Origin of the sequence: Bacillus sp. BPN334 (assembly GCF_008368885.1) — a bacterium.
GTDB classification, from domain to species: domain Bacteria; phylum Bacillota; class Bacilli; order Bacillales; family Bacillaceae_G; genus Bacillus_A; species Bacillus_A wiedmannii.
Genome location: NZ_QOZW01000010.1, coordinates 16,113 through 34,766 on the forward strand (window position 1 = coordinate 16,113; position 18,654 = coordinate 34,766).

At 36.3% G+C, this 18,654-nt stretch carries 15 protein-coding genes and 2 other annotated features; of the genes, 3 read left to right on the forward strand and 12 right to left on the reverse strand.

Translation table 11 applies throughout. The annotated features are described in order from the left end of the window. Nucleotides 1–35: 35 nt before the first annotated feature. The 9 genes from DN393_RS15160 to zapA form a co-directional block, all read right to left on the reverse strand. The gene (locus tag DN393_RS15160; protein ID WP_149173664.1) at nucleotides 36–3,032 is read right to left on the reverse strand and encodes an NEAT domain-containing protein; all 2,997 of its coding nucleotides are present in this window, start codon (nucleotides 3,030–3,032) and stop codon (nucleotides 36–38) included. A 32-nt stretch (nucleotides 3,033–3,064) separates the two neighbouring features. After that, nucleotides 3,065–3,523, reverse strand: coding sequence for an NEAT domain-containing protein (locus DN393_RS15165; protein WP_064474635.1), 459 nt, complete (start codon nucleotides 3,521–3,523; stop codon nucleotides 3,065–3,067). Between the two features lie 23 nt (nucleotides 3,524–3,546). Then, nucleotides 3,547–4,257, reverse strand: a complete 711-nt coding sequence (isdC, locus tag DN393_RS15170; RefSeq protein WP_149173665.1) for a heme uptake protein IsdC — start codon at nucleotides 4,255–4,257, stop codon at nucleotides 3,547–3,549. Between the two features lie 507 nt (nucleotides 4,258–4,764). Next, nucleotides 4,765–6,090: a branched-chain amino acid transport system II carrier protein BrnQ6 gene (brnQ6, locus tag DN393_RS15175; protein WP_064474633.1), complete on the reverse strand. Its 1,326-nt coding sequence runs from the start codon at nucleotides 6,088–6,090 to the stop codon at nucleotides 4,765–4,767. Between the two features lie 114 nt (nucleotides 6,091–6,204). Then, nucleotides 6,205–6,455 (reverse strand) — a binding site (T-box leader). 108 nt (nucleotides 6,456–6,563) lie between these two features. Further along, nucleotides 6,564–7,253, reverse strand: a complete 690-nt coding sequence (locus DN393_RS15180; protein ID WP_149173666.1) for a 23S rRNA pseudouridine(2604) synthase RluF — start codon at nucleotides 7,251–7,253, stop codon at nucleotides 6,564–6,566. A 194-nt stretch (nucleotides 7,254–7,447) separates the two neighbouring features. Continuing rightward, the gene (locus tag DN393_RS15185) at nucleotides 7,448–9,808 is read right to left on the reverse strand and encodes an endonuclease MutS2 (protein ID WP_149173667.1); all 2,361 of its coding nucleotides are present in this window, start codon (nucleotides 9,806–9,808) and stop codon (nucleotides 7,448–7,450) included. Between the two features lie 19 nt (nucleotides 9,809–9,827). Next, entirely contained in the window at nucleotides 9,828–11,546 is a 1,719-nt protein-coding gene (polX, locus tag DN393_RS15190) for a DNA polymerase/3'-5' exonuclease PolX (RefSeq protein WP_064474630.1), read from the reverse strand. 55 nt (nucleotides 11,547–11,601) lie between these two features. Continuing rightward, the gene (locus DN393_RS15195) at nucleotides 11,602–12,141 is read right to left on the reverse strand and encodes a CvpA family protein (protein ID WP_000565411.1); all 540 of its coding nucleotides are present in this window, start codon (nucleotides 12,139–12,141) and stop codon (nucleotides 11,602–11,604) included. 1 nt (nucleotide 12,142) lies between these two features. Beyond that, nucleotides 12,143–12,412 (reverse strand): cell division protein ZapA, encoded by a 270-nt coding sequence (gene zapA / locus DN393_RS15200; RefSeq protein ID WP_000082701.1) that lies wholly within the window; start codon nucleotides 12,410–12,412, stop codon nucleotides 12,143–12,145. A 123-nt stretch (nucleotides 12,413–12,535) separates the two neighbouring features. On the opposite strand from zapA, the gene rnhC reads away from it, so the two are divergent. The 3 genes from rnhC (at nucleotide 12,536) to DN393_RS15215 (ending at nucleotide 14,122) form a co-directional block, all read left to right on the forward strand. Further along, nucleotides 12,536–13,471, forward strand: coding sequence for a ribonuclease HIII (gene rnhC / locus DN393_RS15205; protein ID WP_064474629.1), 936 nt, complete (start codon nucleotides 12,536–12,538; stop codon nucleotides 13,469–13,471). Between the two features lie 116 nt (nucleotides 13,472–13,587). Continuing rightward, nucleotides 13,588–13,857 (forward strand): hypothetical protein, encoded by a 270-nt coding sequence (locus DN393_RS15210; RefSeq protein ID WP_149173668.1) that lies wholly within the window; start codon nucleotides 13,588–13,590, stop codon nucleotides 13,855–13,857. Nucleotides 13,858–13,870: 13 nt separating this feature from the next. After that, nucleotides 13,871–14,122, forward strand: coding sequence for a hypothetical protein (locus tag DN393_RS15215; protein WP_088048034.1), 252 nt, complete (start codon nucleotides 13,871–13,873; stop codon nucleotides 14,120–14,122). Nucleotides 14,123–14,166: 44 nt separating this feature from the next. On the opposite strand, the gene DN393_RS15220 is transcribed toward DN393_RS15215, so the two are convergent. The 3 genes from DN393_RS15220 to pheT all read right to left on the reverse strand — a co-directional run bounded on the left by DN393_RS15220 (nucleotide 14,167) and on the right by pheT (nucleotide 18,651). After that, complete coding sequence (locus tag DN393_RS15220; protein ID WP_000039594.1) at nucleotides 14,167–14,301, reverse strand: YuzL family protein; 135 nt, start codon at nucleotides 14,299–14,301, stop codon at nucleotides 14,167–14,169. A gap of 91 nt (nucleotides 14,302–14,392) precedes the next feature. Further along, nucleotides 14,393–15,784 (reverse strand): asparagine--tRNA ligase, encoded by a 1,392-nt coding sequence (gene asnS, locus DN393_RS15225; RefSeq protein WP_149173669.1) that lies wholly within the window; start codon nucleotides 15,782–15,784, stop codon nucleotides 14,393–14,395. Nucleotides 15,785–15,836: 52 nt separating this feature from the next. Then, nucleotides 15,837–16,088: a binding site (T-box leader), on the reverse strand. A 142-nt stretch (nucleotides 16,089–16,230) separates the two neighbouring features. Beyond that, entirely contained in the window at nucleotides 16,231–18,651 is a 2,421-nt protein-coding gene (gene pheT / locus DN393_RS15230) for a phenylalanine--tRNA ligase subunit beta (protein WP_088048033.1), read from the reverse strand. Between the last annotated feature and the right edge of the window lie 3 nt (nucleotides 18,652–18,654).

The window sequence follows — 18,654 nt, forward strand, 5'->3', positions numbered from 1 at the left end:
CTTGATGCATGCGAACATGCATCAAGACTCCAAAATTACAATCTTCCTGCTCTATATTTACGAACTAATAAAGCAAGTGACCCAAGCAATAGCACCATGTATAAGCCTAGTTGTGCTGTATCTGCCGTTTTTGAGTTTTTCTCTTTTTTCGGATCATTTTTTTGGCCTTCTTTTTTCTTCTTATCATCTGCATTTCGGTTAAAATCAGGATTATCTACTTTTTTTATATTATCTACTTTCGGTGTAATCACTGGATTGTTCGGATCATTTTTCAGATCTTTTTTTGGATCCTCTTTAATCGTTCCTAACGCACCAATATTATTTGTATCAAATTGAATTTGGACATCGTAGAAATGATGGTAGTTCATTTCGTTGATATCAACTTTTACTTTTGCATTTAATTTTGCAAATAAATCACTTACTTCAAATTGCACTACTCTCGTATTTGCATTTTTATCTTCGCTTACTACTTTCGCATCAGCAAAAAGACTGTTATTTTCCGTTTGGAATTTTGTAATCCATGCACTATTTTTCAACGTCATCTCAATGTACTTTTTACCATCTTTAACGATTAATTTTGCCGGATGTACAGTATAGTCATGCATCTTTGAAAGCTCATTTGTTTTATCTTTTAACACTTTAAATGGAATATCATATTGACCATCTACTAAATTTTTCGGATCAACTATTACTTTTGGTTGATTATTTCCATCTTGGTTGTCACTTCCGCCTTGGTTGTCGTTTCCACTTTGGTTGTCGTTTCCACCTTGGTTACCTAAATCTTTAATACTATCTTGATCAAATACAAATTGAACATCGTAGAAATGGTGATAATTCATCGCATCAATATCTACTTTTACTTTTGCATTTAATTTTTTAAATAAATCATCTACTTCTAACTCTACTACTTTTGTATTTTGCTCTTTATTCTCACTTAACACTTTTGCATTAACAAAAGAACCATTCTTTTCAAACTCAAATTTTGTAATCCATGTACTGTTCGTTAATGTAAACGATACATACTTCTTACCGTCTTTCACTTTTAGTACAGCTGGACTCTTTGTATATGTGTTCATCATTGAAATTTCTTCTGTTTTATCTTTTAGAACTTTAAAGCCAATGCTGTATTCACCATCTTTTAGTGCTTTTGGATCAATGGTTGTGTTATTACCTTGGTTATTGTTTCCGCCTTGGTTATCGTTTCCGCCTTGGTTATCTAACGGTTTAATGCTACCTTTATCAAATGCAAATTGAATGTCGTAGAAATGATGATAATTCATTGAATCGATATCTACTTTTACTTTTGCATTTAACTTTTTAGATAAATCGTCTACTTCTACTTCCACTACGCGTGTATCGGCTTTTTTATCTTCACTTAATACACTCGCATTAACAAACGAACCATTTTTCTCAAATTCAAACTTTGTAATCCATGCACTATTCGTTAATGTGAATGATACATATTTTTTACCATCTTTCACTTTTAACACACCTGGACTCTTTGTATACGTGTTCATCATTGAAATTTCTTCTGTTTGATCTTTTAAAGCTTTGAAATTGATGCTGTATTCACCGTCTTTCATTGTTTCAGCATCTGGTTTTTCTACTTCCGGCTTTTTATCACCGTCTGGTTGCTTTTCTTCGTTCTTAATCGGCTCAAGTTTATCTTGATTAAATTGAAGTTGTAATTCATGCGTTTGTTTATAATTTTGTGATGCCACTTCAATAAATACTTTTGTATTCAACTTGTTAGATAAACTGTCTACTTCAAATTCTACTACTCTTGTATTTTTCTCTTTATCTTCACTTACTACTTTCGCATCAACAAATGAACCCTCTTTTTCTGTTTGGAAATTTTTAATTGATGCGTTATCTGTTAATGTTACAGTCGCTTTTTTCTTACCGTTTTCTACTTTTAATACTGCTGGACTTATTAGCTTGTCTTTCATTCTAGATTCTTCATCTGTCTTATCTTTTAATACTTTAAATGGAATACTGTACTCTCCATCTTTAATTGTTTCAATTTCTGGTTTTTCTACTTCCGGCTTTTTATCTCCATCCGGTTGTTTCTCTTCATTTTTAATTTGTTCAAGTTTATCTTGTTCAAATAAAAGTTGTACATTATGTGTTTGCTTGTAACCTTGTGATGCCACTTCAATAAATACTTTTGTATTTATTTTTTTAGATAAATCGTCTACTTCAAATTCTACTACTCTTGTATCTTTTTCTTTATCTTCACTCACTACTTTTGCATCAGCAAATGCGCCATCTTTTTCCGTTTGGAAATTTTTAATTAATGAACTACTTTTTAATGTTACAAACGCTTTTTTCTTACCGTTTTCTACTTTTAATACTCCTGGATTTACCATGTAAGTATTCATCTTAGATTCTTCGTCTGTTTGATCTTTTAACACTTTAAATGGAATACTGTACTCTCCATCTTTAATTGTGTTAGAATTTGGTTGTTGATCTGGGTCAGGCTTTTGGTCGGGCTTCTGACTTGGATCCGGATTTTCATTTGGATCTGGCTTATTAGCTGGGTCCTCTTTTTCATTTGGTTGTTCTACATGAATCGGTGTAATACTATTTTGATCAAATACAATGCGTACATCATAATCATGATGATAATTTAAAAAGTCTATGTCTACTTTTACTTTCGCATTTAATACTTTCTCTACATCGTCCACTTCAAATTCTACTACTCTTGTATCTTTTTCTTTATCTTCACTAATTACATTTGTCGCAACAAACTGGCCATTTTTTTCTGTTTCAAACTTTGTAATCCATGAACTATGTTCTAACGTAAAGGATACCTTCTTCTTCCCATCCTTCACTTTTAAAGTTCCTGGACTTACAGAGTATTGATTCATCATAGATTCTTCATCTGATGTGTCCTTAAGAACTTTGAAACCGATTGAATATTCACCATCAGTCAACTGGGTAGCTGCTTGAACTGCAAGTGGTTGTAATGTTGATACGAATGTAAATACCATTAAAAACATAGCAACAATAATTTTTACATACCTGTTCAATGGAACGACTCTCCCTTTTGAAAATTTTTTAATTATTTAATACTGTTCCCATCAAATACAAAACGAATATCATATGAAGCGTTATAATTAATAATTGGGATATTAATTTTCACCTTGCCATTTAGTTTTTTTGACAAGTCAGCAACTTCAAATTCTACAACTCTAGTATTCTCTTTTGTATTTTCACTTAACACAGTAGCTTCTACGAATTGACCATTTTTTTCTACTTGTAAACTTTTAATAGAAGTACTATCTTTCACTTTGAATGAAACATATTGTTTTCCATCTTTAACTGTTAATGTTGCCGGACTTTCAAAATAACTATTCATTCTAGACGATTCATCTTTATCGCCTTTCCATACAGTAAAAGCAATATTATATTTTCCATCAGCTACTTTTGTAGCAGCCTTTGTATCTTGTGAACCTAGTGTTGCTATAAACGTAAATAAAACAGCAAATACGGCAATAATCATTTTAAATTGTTTAAACATATATTCATCACCCTTCAAAAGATTTATTTACTTAACTTCACTTTACGAATTAAGAAAACACCTGAAATAAGAATTAACGCTGCAAATAATCCGATGCGTGCTTCATCGCCTGTTTTTGGGTTATCTGTTTTTTCAGCTTTACCGCTTTCATTTGTTCCTTTGTTCGCCTCTTTATTTGCTTCTTTACTCTCTTCTTTCTTCACTTCTTCTTTTACTTTTGTATCTGTTTTTGTTTGATCATTATTCTTTGTTGCAGTAATTACTTTATTTTCTCCGCCTACCGCTTTTACATCTGCATCAAATGCAAAGCGAATTGTGTAGTTATGGTCATAATTTACGTTAGGTACAACAACATGAATTTTTGCAGCTGCTGGCTTAGATAAATCGTCTATTTTAAACTCTACAGTTCTTTTATCTGCTGATTCATCTTTACTAACAACTTTTGCATCAACAAAATTCCCGTTCTCAGGTGCTTTAAATTCTGTAATCCAAGCACTATGATTCATCGGAATTTGCACTCTCATCTCACCATTTTTTACAACTAACTTAGCTGGTTTTTCAAAATAATCATTTGCCATTGAAGCTGAATCATTTTCCGCTTTTTGAATGACATAGTTAATATCATAAGTACCGTCAGCTAGTTGTGCTGAAGCTTTCCCATATGGCATGACAAGAAAAGCTAGCATACATACGAACGTTATAATAAAAGCGGGTAATACAGAAATCTTTCTCATTTGGCTTACTTCCTCCTTGTTTATCTTTCATCCACACTTTTTTTGAAAATGATAATTATTCTCAATTTATAAGAAAAAAATAATAATCCTCTACCATTATTTAATTGTACTTTCTTTATGTACTGTAGACATTATTGATTATCATTCTCACTTGATGTTAAAAATAATATCCCCCTCTATTCCGTATAAAGAGCGATTCATATTTTAACATAAGTCCCTATCCCATTTGTTGATTATCATTCTCAATGAAACTCAAAAAAATAAAACTATCCATTTTCCTACTCTATCACCTCTATCTACAAAAATGATATCGTTATAGAAAACCTTATACCTTATACCTTTCACTCCTCACTTTCCTTCCAATATTTCCACAACTAAGTCAATCTTAGCCTACTCGTAAATTTTTTGTCAACTATATTACGTATAAAATTTTTAATATCTAAATTTCTCTATATACGGCTTTTTCTACAAAAAAAGAGGCTTTCTTTGATAGAAAGCCTCTTTCCTCTATTTTTCTACAGCAATTTCCTGCTTTTGAAACTTAGAAACTATATAACCAAATCCTATACCGATTATGCCTGGAACTAACCAGCCAATGCCTACACTATATAATGGAATCTTATCTAAAATAGGGGCTAGCGCTGCAATTTGAAGATTTGCATTATGCAATCCATCAAAGAAGCTAATTGCAAATGCGCCTACAATACCGCCTACATACATAGCTAATGGAAGACGAATATAGTTTTCAACAAGTGATAATACAATCAGTACGATACCAATTGGGTAAATTGCAATTAAAATCGGTAATGCTAATGCGTTTAACTGAGTTAACCCAAGGTTTGCTACCATAAATGCTAATACACAGAAGATGAAAACAACCTTTTGATAAGAAAGCTTTGGTAATAAGGAAGAAAAATATTCCCCACAAGCTGCAACAATACCTACAGAAGTTGTTAAACATGCCGCTGTAATTGCGATCCCTAATAATAAAGTTCCGTAACTACCAAATAAATGATTTACAACGTTTGTTAAAATAATTCCTCCGTTTGCCCCCATTCCAAGAGACACACTAGAAGCTCCCAGATAAGCAAGTGCTAAATAAACAAGTAGTAAACCGAGCGCTGCAATAAATCCTGCAAAGATTGTTACTTTTGCAATGCTGTTCTTATTTGTAACGCCTTTTGCTTTTAAAGCATTAATAACAACATTTCCGAAAACAAGTGCTGCAAGTCCATCTAAAGTTAAATATCCATCAATAAAACCTTTAAAGAGCGGAGCATTATATGCTTCTGTCGGTGCACCAAATTCTCCAATTGGTGTAATAATTGCTTTACCTACGATAATTGCTATAACAGCTAACAAAATTGGAGTTAATACTTTACCGATGCGGCCCACTAATTTCGATGGGTTTAAAGCTAAATAGAAAGTTACTGCAAAGAAAATGAATGTAAAGATAACAAGTGGATACGATTGACCAGCTATCTCACTTGGTAAAAACGGTGCAACACTCATTTCATAAGCAACTGTTCCTGTACGCGGAACACTTACGAATACGCCTAAACATAAATAAATTGCAGTGATAAAAACAAGTGCGAATACAGGGTGTACACGTCCCGCTAGCTCATTAATATCTCCCTTTAGAGCTATAACAATTACCCCTAATAAAGGTAATCCAACACCTGTTACGATAAAGCCAAATAACGCGATCCATACGTCTGTTCCAGCACCTTGCCCTAAAGCCGGCGGGAAAATCATATTACCTGCACCGAAAAATAGTGCAAACAACATTAAACTTATTGCAAACATCTCAGAAAACTTTAAAGATGATTTCATTTCTACTAACCTCCTAAATGATTTATTGACAAAATATTCTGAATTAAAACCCGTCATATGTCCTCTTTCAAGCATACTTCCCCGTAAAAGAACGCAAAAAACACCCGTCCCTAACAAAGGGACGAGTGTTGAAATCGTGGTTCCACCCTTATTCTAATAAAATGAATTTATAACAAAATAAGCTCATTTTATAGCTCGTGTAAATTGATAACGGTTTTATCCGCCAAGAATTACAATGCATCATGCAGTTCACTCTTGAAGTTTAGAGGTGGTAAGTTTGTCTTTCCGTATTAGGAAGCTCACAGCCTAGGCTTCCCTCTCTGAGAATCGTCAAAAACAACTCATGTCCTCATCATTACTTTTATAAAATATCTTGTCGAAACTTGTTGTTTTTTATTATATGGGCTATTTTTTAAAAAATCAATAGTTTTATTTTTTCTGACAAAAAAATATAGGGAGAAAATTTTCCCTCCCTATAACTGCCCTATTAATATTTCTAATTCCTCAGCTGTAACGCTCCGCCATTTTCCGACTTCTAGATCATCTAGCTCTATATTCATAATACGAATTCGTTTTAGCTTAGTTACAGTAAACCCGAAAGCACGGCTCATTCTACGAATTTGTCTGTTCATTCCTTGCGTTAAAACGATGCGAAATGTAAATTGATCCACTCTCGTCACTTTACATGGCTTCGTCATTCCATCTTTAATCTTTACACCGCTAGACATCTCATCAATAAACCAATCTGTAAATTGCTTATCAACCGTAACAATATATTCTTTCTCGTGTTCATGATCTCCGTGTAAAATTTGATTGGTAATCCCACCGTTATTCGTTAATAAAATTAATCCTTCCGACGCTTTATCTAATCGCCCAACAGGAAAGATACGCTCTGGGTAATTGATATAATCAATAATATTATCTTCAATATGCTCGGCTGCTGTACAAGTAATGCCAACTGGTTTATGAAAGGCAATATACACCTTTTCCTTCTCTTCTTTTGCAATAACCTGTCCATCAATCGTTACCACATCACCATCGCTCACGAGTGCACCGTGCGTACATATTTCGCCGTTAATCGCCACGCGTCCTGCTTTAATGAGACGGTCTGTTTCGCGTCTTGAGCAAGATTTTGCTTCGCTTATGTATTGGTTGATTTTCATAGCTTATTCCTTTTCATATATATTAAAAGCGTCAATCTATGGCAATATCATTATGCCACGATTGACGCTCGTTTACTTCGCAAAAACAACTAAATAAATAACCCCAATCACCAAAAATATTCCGCAACAAGCTAACAATACTTTTGCAAGTTTGTCCATAAACATATAGTGGTTCCCCTTTGTTTCGTTGTTTGCTATTTTAATTCGACAACTGTTACGCCTAGGCCTCCCTCGCCCATGTCACCGTAGCGGTAGTTTTTCACACCGCGATGTTTCTTCAAGTAATCTTGTACACCTTGGCGAAGCGCTCCTGTTCCTTTACCGTGAATAATTGATACGCGCGGATAGCTTGCAAGCTGTGCATCATCTAAATATTTTTCAACGCGCATCATTGCATCTTCATAACGTTCACCGCGAAGATCAAGCTCTAACGAAACGTGATAATCTCTACCCTTCACACTTGCAACTGCTTTTTTCTCAGTTTGCTTCGGTGTATTAATGTATTCCATATTGGATTCTTTCACTTTCATCTTCAGAATACCAATTTGTACGCTCCACTCTGTATCACTTACTTTTTCAAGTAATTGACCTTTTTGACCAAACGTTAACACTTTTACTTCATCACCTGCGCGTAATTGTTGTTTTGGCGCTGTGTTTTTCACGTTTACTTTTTGTTTCTTCACAAGCTCTGGCGCCGCACCTTCTAGACGGCTCTTTGCTTCAATAAGCTCATGGTCTTTCACGTTTATAAGCTGTGCTTTACGCAATTGACGAAGTTCTTGAATAATGCCTTCTGCTTCTTTCTTTGCAGCTTCGACTTTTTCTTCCCCTTCTTTTTGCGCTTTTAATAATTTTTCATCGCGCTCATCATTAAATTCAATAATTTCACGCTGTAATTCGCGATGCAGTTTTTCAGATTGCTTACGAAGTGCTTCGGCTTCGTTCCAGTCACGTTCTGCATTCTTTTGACTTTCTTCTAACTTCGCAATCATATTTTCAATTTTGTTTGTATCTGTACTAATGTGGTTACGAGCTTGATCAATCACGCGATCAGATAATCCAAGGCGCTTCGAAATTTCAAAGGCATTACTACGTCCTGGTACACCGATTAATAATTTATACGTTGGGCTTAATGTGTTCACGTCGAACTCAACGCTCGCATTAATAACTTTCTCACGGTTATATCCGTATGCTTTTAATTCTGGGTAATGCGTCGTAGCAACAACGCGAGCACCACGATTACATACTTCATCTAAAATTGAAATTGCTAATGCAGCCCCTTCTTGCGGGTCTGTTCCAGCACCTAATTCATCGAATAAAACTAAGCTTTCAAAATCAGCTTTTTCTAAAATATCAACAATATTCACCATATGTGAGGAGAACGTACTTAAACTTTGTTCAATCGATTGCTCATCACCGATATCGGCAAAGATATTTTTAAATACACAAATCTCTGATTCATCCATTACTGGAATGTGAAGGCCAGATTGCGCCATTAATACACAAATACCAACTGTTTTCAGCGTAACTGTTTTACCACCTGTATTCGGTCCTGTAATAACAATTGTCGTGAAATCTTTCCCTAACATAATGTTATTTGGCACGATAATTTCTGAATCAATAAGTGGATGACGTGCTTGTCTTAAATCCATATAGCGCTCGTTATTTACGATTGGTTTCGTTGCTTTTATACGCTTCGCATAAAAAGCTTTCGCAAAAATAAAGTCAAGATTCGCAACTACTTCTACATTAGATAAAACGATATCCGCTTCTACTGCCACTTCTTCTGTTAACATGAATAAGATGCGTTCGATTTCTTGTTTTTCTTTCACTCGTGCTTCTTGAAGCGCGTTATTTAACTCTACAATGACTTGTGGTTCAATAAATAACGTTTGCCCAGAAGCTGATTGATCGTGGACAATACCACCATATACACCGCGGTATTCTTGTTTTACTGGGATTACGTAACGTTCGTTACGAATCGTTACAATCGCGTCAGACAGCATCTTTTGCGCGTTGGAAGAACGCGTCATGTTTTCTAACTTTTCACGAATACGGCTTTCCGCAGTACGAATTTGAGTACGAATACCACGCAGTTTATCACTTGCGCTATCGACTACTTCTCCGCCGTCACCGATACAATTTGTAATTTTCTTTTCTAAATCATATAAAGATATAATTTGAGCGACATGAGTTTCTAAAATTGGAAGCTCGACACCATTATCAACCATATCTTCAATGAAACGTTTCATATTGCGACTACCATACATCGTATTGGCAATATCAAGTAGTTCATTCGGGCTTAACATACTTCCAATCTTTGCACGCTTCACATTTGAGCGAATATCCGTAATACCACCTAATGGTGCACTACCTTTTAAACGAATGACTTTCGCTGCTTCATCCGTTGTATCTTGCATTTCTACAATTTCTTCAAAATCAGTGCTCGGCACTAAATGCTTCACTTTGTCACGGCCAAGTGAAGAGGCTGTATGTTCAAGTAATTGTTCTTTTACTTTATTGTATTCTAATACACGCAACGTTCTTTCTAACATGTTGCAGGTCCCCCTTGTGTTACTTATTACGTTTAATATAGTCTAATAAACGTTCAATATCCCACGTGTTAATTACGTTATCTTTTTGAATCCAACCTTTACGTGCTGCTGCTACACCTGTTTCCATATCTTCTAACATTTCAAGCGTATGAGCATCCGTATTAATCGCTACTTTTACACCAGCATCTTGTGCTTGTTTTAATAATTTCGCGCTTAAATCTAGACGGTTTGGATTCGCATTTAATTCTAAAACTGTATTTGTTTCTTTTGCGAGCTCGATTAATAAATCTGTATCCACATCATAGCCCTCGCGGCGTCCAAGAAGACGTCCTGTCGGATGAGCAATCATTGTGACATGCTTATTATCCAGCGCAGCACGAAGACGTTTCATAATCGTTTCACGGTCTTGTGAGAAGCTAGAGTGAATCGCTCCAATGACATAATCTAATTCTGCTAATACTTCATCATCAAAATCAAGTGTTGCATCCGGTAAAATATCCATTTCAATTCCGCGTAAAATTGTAATGTCTGGATACTTTTCGTTCATACGTTCAATTTCTTTTGCCTGTTCACGAAGGCGTTCTTTCGTTAAACCATTCGCTACTTTTAAGTATTGTGAATGGTCGGTAATTGCCATAAATTTATAACCACGAGCACGACATGCCTGTACCATTTCCTCAATCGAAAAGGCACCGTCACTCCACGTTGTATGCATATGTAAATCACCTTGTATATCAGAGAACTGAATTAAGTTCGGATACTCTTTAATTAATTCAATTTCTTTTCCATCTTCACGCACTTCTGGTGGGATGAATGGAAGACCGAAATGAGCGAAGAACTCCTCTTCTGTTTCAAATGTTCTCACTTCACCTGTTTCTAAGTTTTCTACACCGTACTCACTAATTTTCTCGCCTCTATCTTTCGCGATTTGGCGCATTTTTACGTTATGGTCTTTTGATCCTGTGAAATGGTGAAGGGTTGTAATAAATTCTTCTGGTTTTACTAGACGGAAATCGATTGAAATATCATATTCATATTGAAGACGAACAGAAACTTTCGTATCTCCACTTGCGATTACTTCAATCATATTATCAAATTGCAGTAAATGCTCACGTACTGCAGCTGGTTCTGTCGTTGCAATGATAAAGTCTAAATCTTTCACTGTTTCACGAACACGGCGCAAACTACCAGCACGAGAGAAACGAATTACTTCAGCAATATTCGACAATTTCTCCTCTATTTCCCCGGCAATAGGCAATACCATTGCGATTGGTAAACGCTCTGGACGAGATCCTACTTGATCGATTGCTTCTAATATTTTCTCTTCTGTCTTCTTACCGAAGCCTGCTAAAGCTTGTACTTTATTTTCCTCACAAACCGCTTTTAGCGATTCCATATCAACAACACCAAGTTCTTTATATAACTTAGCCAACTTTTTACCACCAAGTCCTGGCAATTTTAATAACGGTAATAAGCTACTTGGAACTTCTTTCTCAAGCTCTTGTAATACTTCAGATGCTCCCGATTCTATATATTCTTGAATAACTGCTGCTGTTCCTTTTCCAATGCCCGGAATCTTCGTAAAATCTTCAATCTCAGAAAGACTACGATCATCACTTTCTAGTGCTGCTGCCGCTTTACGAAATGCAGATATTTTAAATGGATTCGCGCCCTTTAGTTCCATAAACAGGCCGATTGTCTCTAGTAATTTAATAACTTGTTTTTTATTTACTTTCATCATTACCCCGCCTTTCCTTCATAGAAAAAAACTCCTCTTTCCGAAAAAAGAGAAGTTATACTCTGCTACCTGTCTGCCATAGTTCCTTCACCTTTTCAGAAAGAATCGGTGTATCGTCTACAATTATTTTGCTAATTGATGATTTTTGTAATGGTGTTTGTATTTGTTCAATTGGAAGAATGTTTCCAACGATAATTAAAACAAACAAAATAATATATACTTCTAAAAATCCGAGGATTGCCCCCGCAAACGCATTGACTTGCTTTAAAACCGGTATTTCTGCAAACATATTTAACAAATTACCAAGTAATGAAAGTGCAATTTTTGTAATAATAAACAATATGATAAACGCAAGTGCTTGATAAAATACTGTTTCAATATTATTTGCATCAATCCATTCTGGAACAGATACGTTTTTATCAAATGGATACGGAATAAATTTCGCAAGTGCTGGCGCTAAATCTTTACAGTACCAGTATGCAACAAGGTATGCGATAATAAAGCTTGTTAACTTTACAAGTTGCAGAATAAACCCTCTGCGTAAGCCGAGGAAAAATCCCATAACAAGCAGTAAAATGATAATAATATCAATCATGTTATTCCATTCCTTTTTTTGTCATACTTTCTTTCAATTTCTCATGTTCTTCTTTTAATTTTATGTAATCGTGTATGACGTTTACCGCCGTCAATACCGCTAGTCTACTCGTGTCAAGCGAAGGATTCTTGGCATTGAGTTCGCGCATTTTATCATCCACAATCGCTGCTACCATGCGGATATGACTTGTACTTTCATCGCCAACAACTGAATATTGTTGACCATAGATTTCTACATTAATTCGACTTTTCTTTCCCTTTTGTTGTGACAACTCACCGGCCTCCAATCACGTACAGAATCCTAAAGTTTATCATACCATGAACCATCATATTATGGAAACAGAAAGAACAATCCGATATGATAAAAATAACAATATAAAAAAGGAGCGACCATCTTGTCAAATTCTATCGTAATACAAACAAGTTCCACAGTAATTGAAGACATGAAACAACAATACAAACAAGCGCTTAGTCCAAAAACCCCACAAGGCGGGATCTTCATGGCAAAGGTGCCATCTTGCACGATTACAGCTTATAAATCTGGAAAAGTAATGTTCCAAGGTGGCCGTGCTGAAGCAGAAGCTTCTCGTTGGCAAACTGTCTCTCAAACACCGAAAACAGCTGTAAAAAAAGCTGTCGATTCACACCGTTATGCACCGCCTGCTTCCATCAGTACAATGTCTATCGTAGGGTCAGATGAAGTTGGTACTGGTGATTTCTTCGGACCGATGACAGTAGTTGCTGTATATGTGGATGCGAAGCAAATCCCATTGTTAAAAGAACTTGGTGTAAAAGACTCTAAAAACTTAAATGACGATCAAATTACTGCCATTGCAAAACAACTTCTACACGTTGTTCCTTACAGCTCTCTTGTCCTTCATAATGAAAAATATAACGAGCTATTTGATAAAGGAAACAACCAAGGTAAGTTAAAAGCTTTACTACATAATAAAGCTATTACAAACTTATTAGCTAAAATTGCACCTACAAAGCCTGAAGGCGTCTTAATCGATCAATTCACACAACCTGATACATACTATAAATATTTAGCTAAACAAAAACAGGTACAGCGTGAAAATGTTTACTTCGCGACGAAAGGCGAAAGCGTCCATTTAGCAGTAGCCGCTGCTTCTATTTTAGCTCGTTACTCATTCGTAAAACAGTTTGACGAATTAAGCAAAAAAGCTGGTATGCCACTTCCAAAAGGTGCCGGTAAACAAGTTGATATCGCCGCTGCTAAATTAATTCAAAAGCTTGGTAAAGAACGATTACCTGAGTTTGTGAAAATGCATTTCGCTAATAAGGAGAAGGCGTTTCGCTTATTAAAATAGTATCGACAAAAACAGGAGGCTACAAACTCCTGTTTTTTGTTTCACTATACTATTGTCCGTTTATTTTTGTTACAATTAAAATATACAGATTATTCTAACACAGGAGGAGATTCCCATTGCTACTTCTACAAATGATTCTAAATATTTTACTAGGCGATCCACACGAAAGACAGTTTGAAATTAGAGAAAACATTCAGCTACTAAGTGAACAACGAGAATTCAACGATTTAATAGAGCGCTATGGCCGATCTTTCTTATTAAACTTTCGGATTCGAAGATTTATCGGGAAACACGATGCCCGCTTGTTAAGACATAATCCAGCAAAACTACAACACTTCTGTGAGGAACTTGAATGTATGATTAGAAGAAAAAGATTGTTTACATAAGGAGGGAATTCATATGAACGCTTTAAAAGTTAAAAAGTTATTATATGTTTTCGTACACCTCGTAGGCCCACTTTCTTACCTCACTATTTCTACCATTTGGGGAGCTTTTTTCACTTCTAAATCCACATTCGAAAATATATCTGATAATCTTGGTGTGATGGCCATCTATTACGTGCTCATGAGCTTACTGTGGTTTTTCTATTTAGATCAATTAGACAAAGATGTAGATAAAATTACAAAAGAGATTAATGATAATAAGGTGTAATACATATAAAAAAAGGAGAGCCGCCAAGACTCTCCTTTTTTATGTTAGCTTCTTTTCTGCTTCTTATTTGATGAAGATACTTTATGAGAACCTGTTTCATGTGTCGTCGTTCCTTGTCCTTCTACTTCTGGAGAACCTAGGCTTGATCTTGAATGATCTTTTTTTACTTTTTTACTCATTTATATTCACCCCTTCGCGTTACTTTTTGCTACGAGGTAATAAACTATGCAAACAAAAAAGCGAGAGGAAATCCTCTCGCTTTTTTATATTTTAGAATTCAGAAGAGCCTGGAGTTCTTGGGAATGGAATTACGTCACGGATGTTAGCCATGCCAGTGATGTACATTAGGAAGCGCTCGAAACCTAGACCGAATCCAGCGTGTTTTGTACCGCCGTATTTTCTAAGCTCTAAGTACCACCAGTAATCCTCTTCGTTCATACCTAGTTCTTTAATTCTGTCTACTAAAACGTCTATTCTTTCTTCACGTTGGCTTCCGCCGATTAATTCGCCGATGCCAGGAACTAGAAGGTCAGTAGCAGCTACTGTTTTTCCATCTTCATTCATACGCATGTAGAACGCTTTAATGTCTTTCGGATAGTCAGTTACGAATACAGGGCGTTTGAAAATTTCTTCTGATAAGTATCTTTCGTGCTCTGTTTGTAAGTCAATACCCCATTCTACTGGATATTTGAAGTTAGCACCTGACTCTTGAAGCACTTTAATTGCTTCTGTATATGTGATACGACCGAAGTCAGAGTTGATTACGTTGTTCATGCGCTCAAGAACTGTTTTATCAACGAAGCTGTTGAAGAATTCCATTTCTTCTGGTGCATGCTCTAGTACGTATTTCATTGCATATTTCAGCATATCTTCTGTAAGATCCATTACGTCGCCTAATTCAGCGAATGCAATCTCCGGCTCAACCATCCAGAACTCAGCTGCGTGGCGAGTTGTGTTTGAGTTTTCTGCACGGAATGTAGGGCCGAATGTGTATACGTCACGGAATGCTAATGCATAAGCTTCAGCGTTCAGCTGTCCACTTACTGTTAAGTTTGTTTCTTTGCCGAAGAAGTCTTTTGATTCATCAACTTGTCCGTCTTCACCTTTTGGTACGTTGTTTAAATCTTGCGTTGTTACGCGGAACATTTCGCCTGCACCTTCTGTATCACTACCAGTGATGATTGGTGTGTGAACATGTACGAATCCACGCTCTTGGAAGAACTGGTGAATCGCAAATGCTGCGACAGAACGTACACGGAACGTTGCAGAGAATGCATTTGTTCTTGGACGTAAGTGAGCGATTGTACGTAAGTATTCAAACGTGTGACGTTTCTTTTGAAGTGGGTAATCAGAATCTGATAAGCCCTCGATATCAATTTTTTCTGCTTTAATTTCAAATGGTTGCTTCGCTCCAGGCGTTGCAATTACTGTACCTTCTACTTTAACTGAAGAGCTAAGTGGAAGTTTTGCAATTTCTTTGAAGTTTTCTAACTCTGTATCGAAAACGATTTGAACGCTTTTGAAAAAGCTACCGTCGTTTAATTCGATGAAACCAAATGCTTTTGAATCACGTAAGTTACGAATCCACCCTGATACTTGTACTGTTTGACCTGCGTATTTATCTGTATCTCTATACAGACTTTTTACTAATGTGTTTTCCATAGTGAAATTCTCCTTTGCACATATATTTAAATACAAAAAAACCTTTCATCCATAAAGGGACGAAAGGTTAAACTTCGCGGTACCACCCAATTTGTCATAAAGACCAACTTTAACTCGTATGTAATACATACTTCCCGGTTTGTAACAGGCCGGATTCCCGTCTAAGCCTACTCTTAAATACAAGTTTCAATTTCGGTTAGCAACTCCAAGGTGTTCTTCACATATACCGCCTCATCAGGCTCTCACCGTCCCTGACTCGCTTTGGATTATAGTATATACTACTTTTCCTTATCATCGTCTTTCATTTTGTTAAACTAAAATTAATGTACTACATTCGAGAGAAAGATGCAAGATACCAAAAAATATATCAGCGATTTTTGTAATATATCGACTTACCGACAATCGTGCCATAAAAAGATTGCCGGACTGAATCCGGCAATCTTTTATTACTTACGTAACTCCGCACCAAATTTCTCTTCTACCGTCGTTAATACACGGTTATGTGCTTCTGTTACTTCTTCGTCTGTTAACGTACGTTCTGCATCGAAGTAGGTCATAGAGAATGCAAGTGATTTCTTGCCTTCTTCCATTTTTTCACCTTCGTATAAGTCGAATAGCGCTACGTCTTTCAGAAGTTCTCCGCCAGCTTCAGCAATGACTTGCTTCATTTCGCCAGCTTTTGTTTCTTTTGTTACGACAACAGCCATATCACGTGTCATAGATGGGAAACGTGGAATTGCTGCGTAGTAAGTTTCTTCTGCGTCTGCACCGAACACTTTTACAAGAGATAGTTCGAATACGAATGTATTTTTCACATCTAATTGTTTTTCTGCTTCTGGGTGCAATTGACCGATGAAACCAATTACTTCGCCATCTAATACGATGTCAGCTGTACGACCTGGGTGCATACCTTCACGTTTTGCTGGTGCATATGTGATTTGGTTTGCAACGCCAAGTACGTCGAATAATCCTTCTAGTACACCCTTCACAACGAAGAAGTCTACTACTTTCTTCTCACCTTGCCATGCATGGTGAAGTGCAAGACCTATCATAACACCTGCAAGATGTTGTTCTTCTTTCGGAAGTTCTCCTGCTTCTGTCGGTAAGAAGACAGAACCTACTTCGTATAAAGCAACACTATCGTTTTTACGTGCCACATTGTATGAAACTGCTTCTAACAATTGTGGCACTAGGCTTAAACGAAGTTGGCTACGCTCTTCACTCATTGGAAGTGCAAGGTTTACAGGCGCCTTTTCGTTTGGCTCAACCATATATTGCTTCGCTTTATCAGCGCTCGTTAATGAATACGTGATTGCTTCATATAAACCAGCACCTTCTAAGAAGCGACGTACTTTACGACGTTTCGTTTGTGCTGATGTTAATTTACCACGAGTCATTGTTCCAGAAGGTAATGTAACTGGAATGTGGTCATAACCGTATAGACGACCCACTTCTTCTACTAAGTCTTCTGAAATTGTAATATCAGGACGACGTGCTGGTACATTCACATGGAATGTTCCTTCTACTTCTGTGAATGGGAATTTTAAGTTTGTGAACATTGTACCCATTTCACTTGCAGAAATATTTGTACCTAATACACGGTTTACTTTTTCAGCAGTAACAGATACTGTACGTTCTTGTACTTGTAAGTTGTCAGCTTCTACTACACCTTCAAATGCTTCTCCACCAGCGTATTTCGCCATTAAAGCAGCTGCGTGTTGAATTGCTTCAAATGTACGTGTTGGGTCAATTCCTTTTTCAAAACGTGCACTTGATTCACTGCGAAGACCTAAGTCTTTTGATGTACGGCGTACTGTTTGACCTGCAAAGTATGCAGATTCAATTAAAACGTTTACTGTCTCATTTGTAACTTCAGAATCCGCTCCGCCCATTACACCAGCAACAGCTAAAGCTTTTGTTCCGTTTGTAATTACAAGGTGGTGGCTTTGTAACGTACGCTCTTGATCATCTAACGTTTCAATTTTTTCACCTTCTTTTGCAAGACGAACAACGATTTCTTTTGAACCTAATTTATCGTAATCGAATGCATGTAACGGTTGACCGTATTCCATTAAAATGTAGTTTGTAATATCAACTACATTGCTAATTGGACGAATGCCAGCTGCCATAAGGCGCGTTTGCATCCACATTGGTGATGGACCAATCTTTACGTTCTTTACCATTTTTGCAATATATAATGGGTTTTCTTCTTTCGCTTCTACACTTACAGAAATGTAATCAGAAGTTTTTTCTGCTGTTTCTTGTAAGCTGATAGCTGGAAGTTTTACTTCACGGCCGTAAATAGCAGCGACTTCATATGCAACACCTAGCATGTTTAAGCAATCTGCACGGTTTGGTGTTAAACCAAGCTCAAGTACTTCATCATGTAAGTTTAAAATTTCAAGTGCGTCTGCACCAACTTCAGCGTCACTTGGGAAGATGAAGATACCGTCTGCATATTCTTTTGAAACTAACTTTCCATCAATGCCAAGCTCTTGAAGCGCACAAACCATACCATGAGAAGCTTCACCACGTAGTTTTGCCTTTTTAATTTTGAAGTTGCCAGGAAGTACAGCACCAACTTTTGCAACTGGTACTTTTAAACCTTTTGCAATGTTAGCAGCTCCACAAATAATTTGAACTGGCTCTTCTTCACCGATATCGATTAAACATTTGCTTAATTTATCAGCTTCTGGGTGTTTTTCACATTCTAATACGTGACCAACTACAACACCTTTTACACCTTTATTTAATACTTCAACACCTTCTACTTCAATACCACTTTTCGTGATTTTGTCTGCTAGTTCTTGTGCTGTTACATCTTTAATATCTACATACTCTTGTAACCAACGATATGATACGAACATACT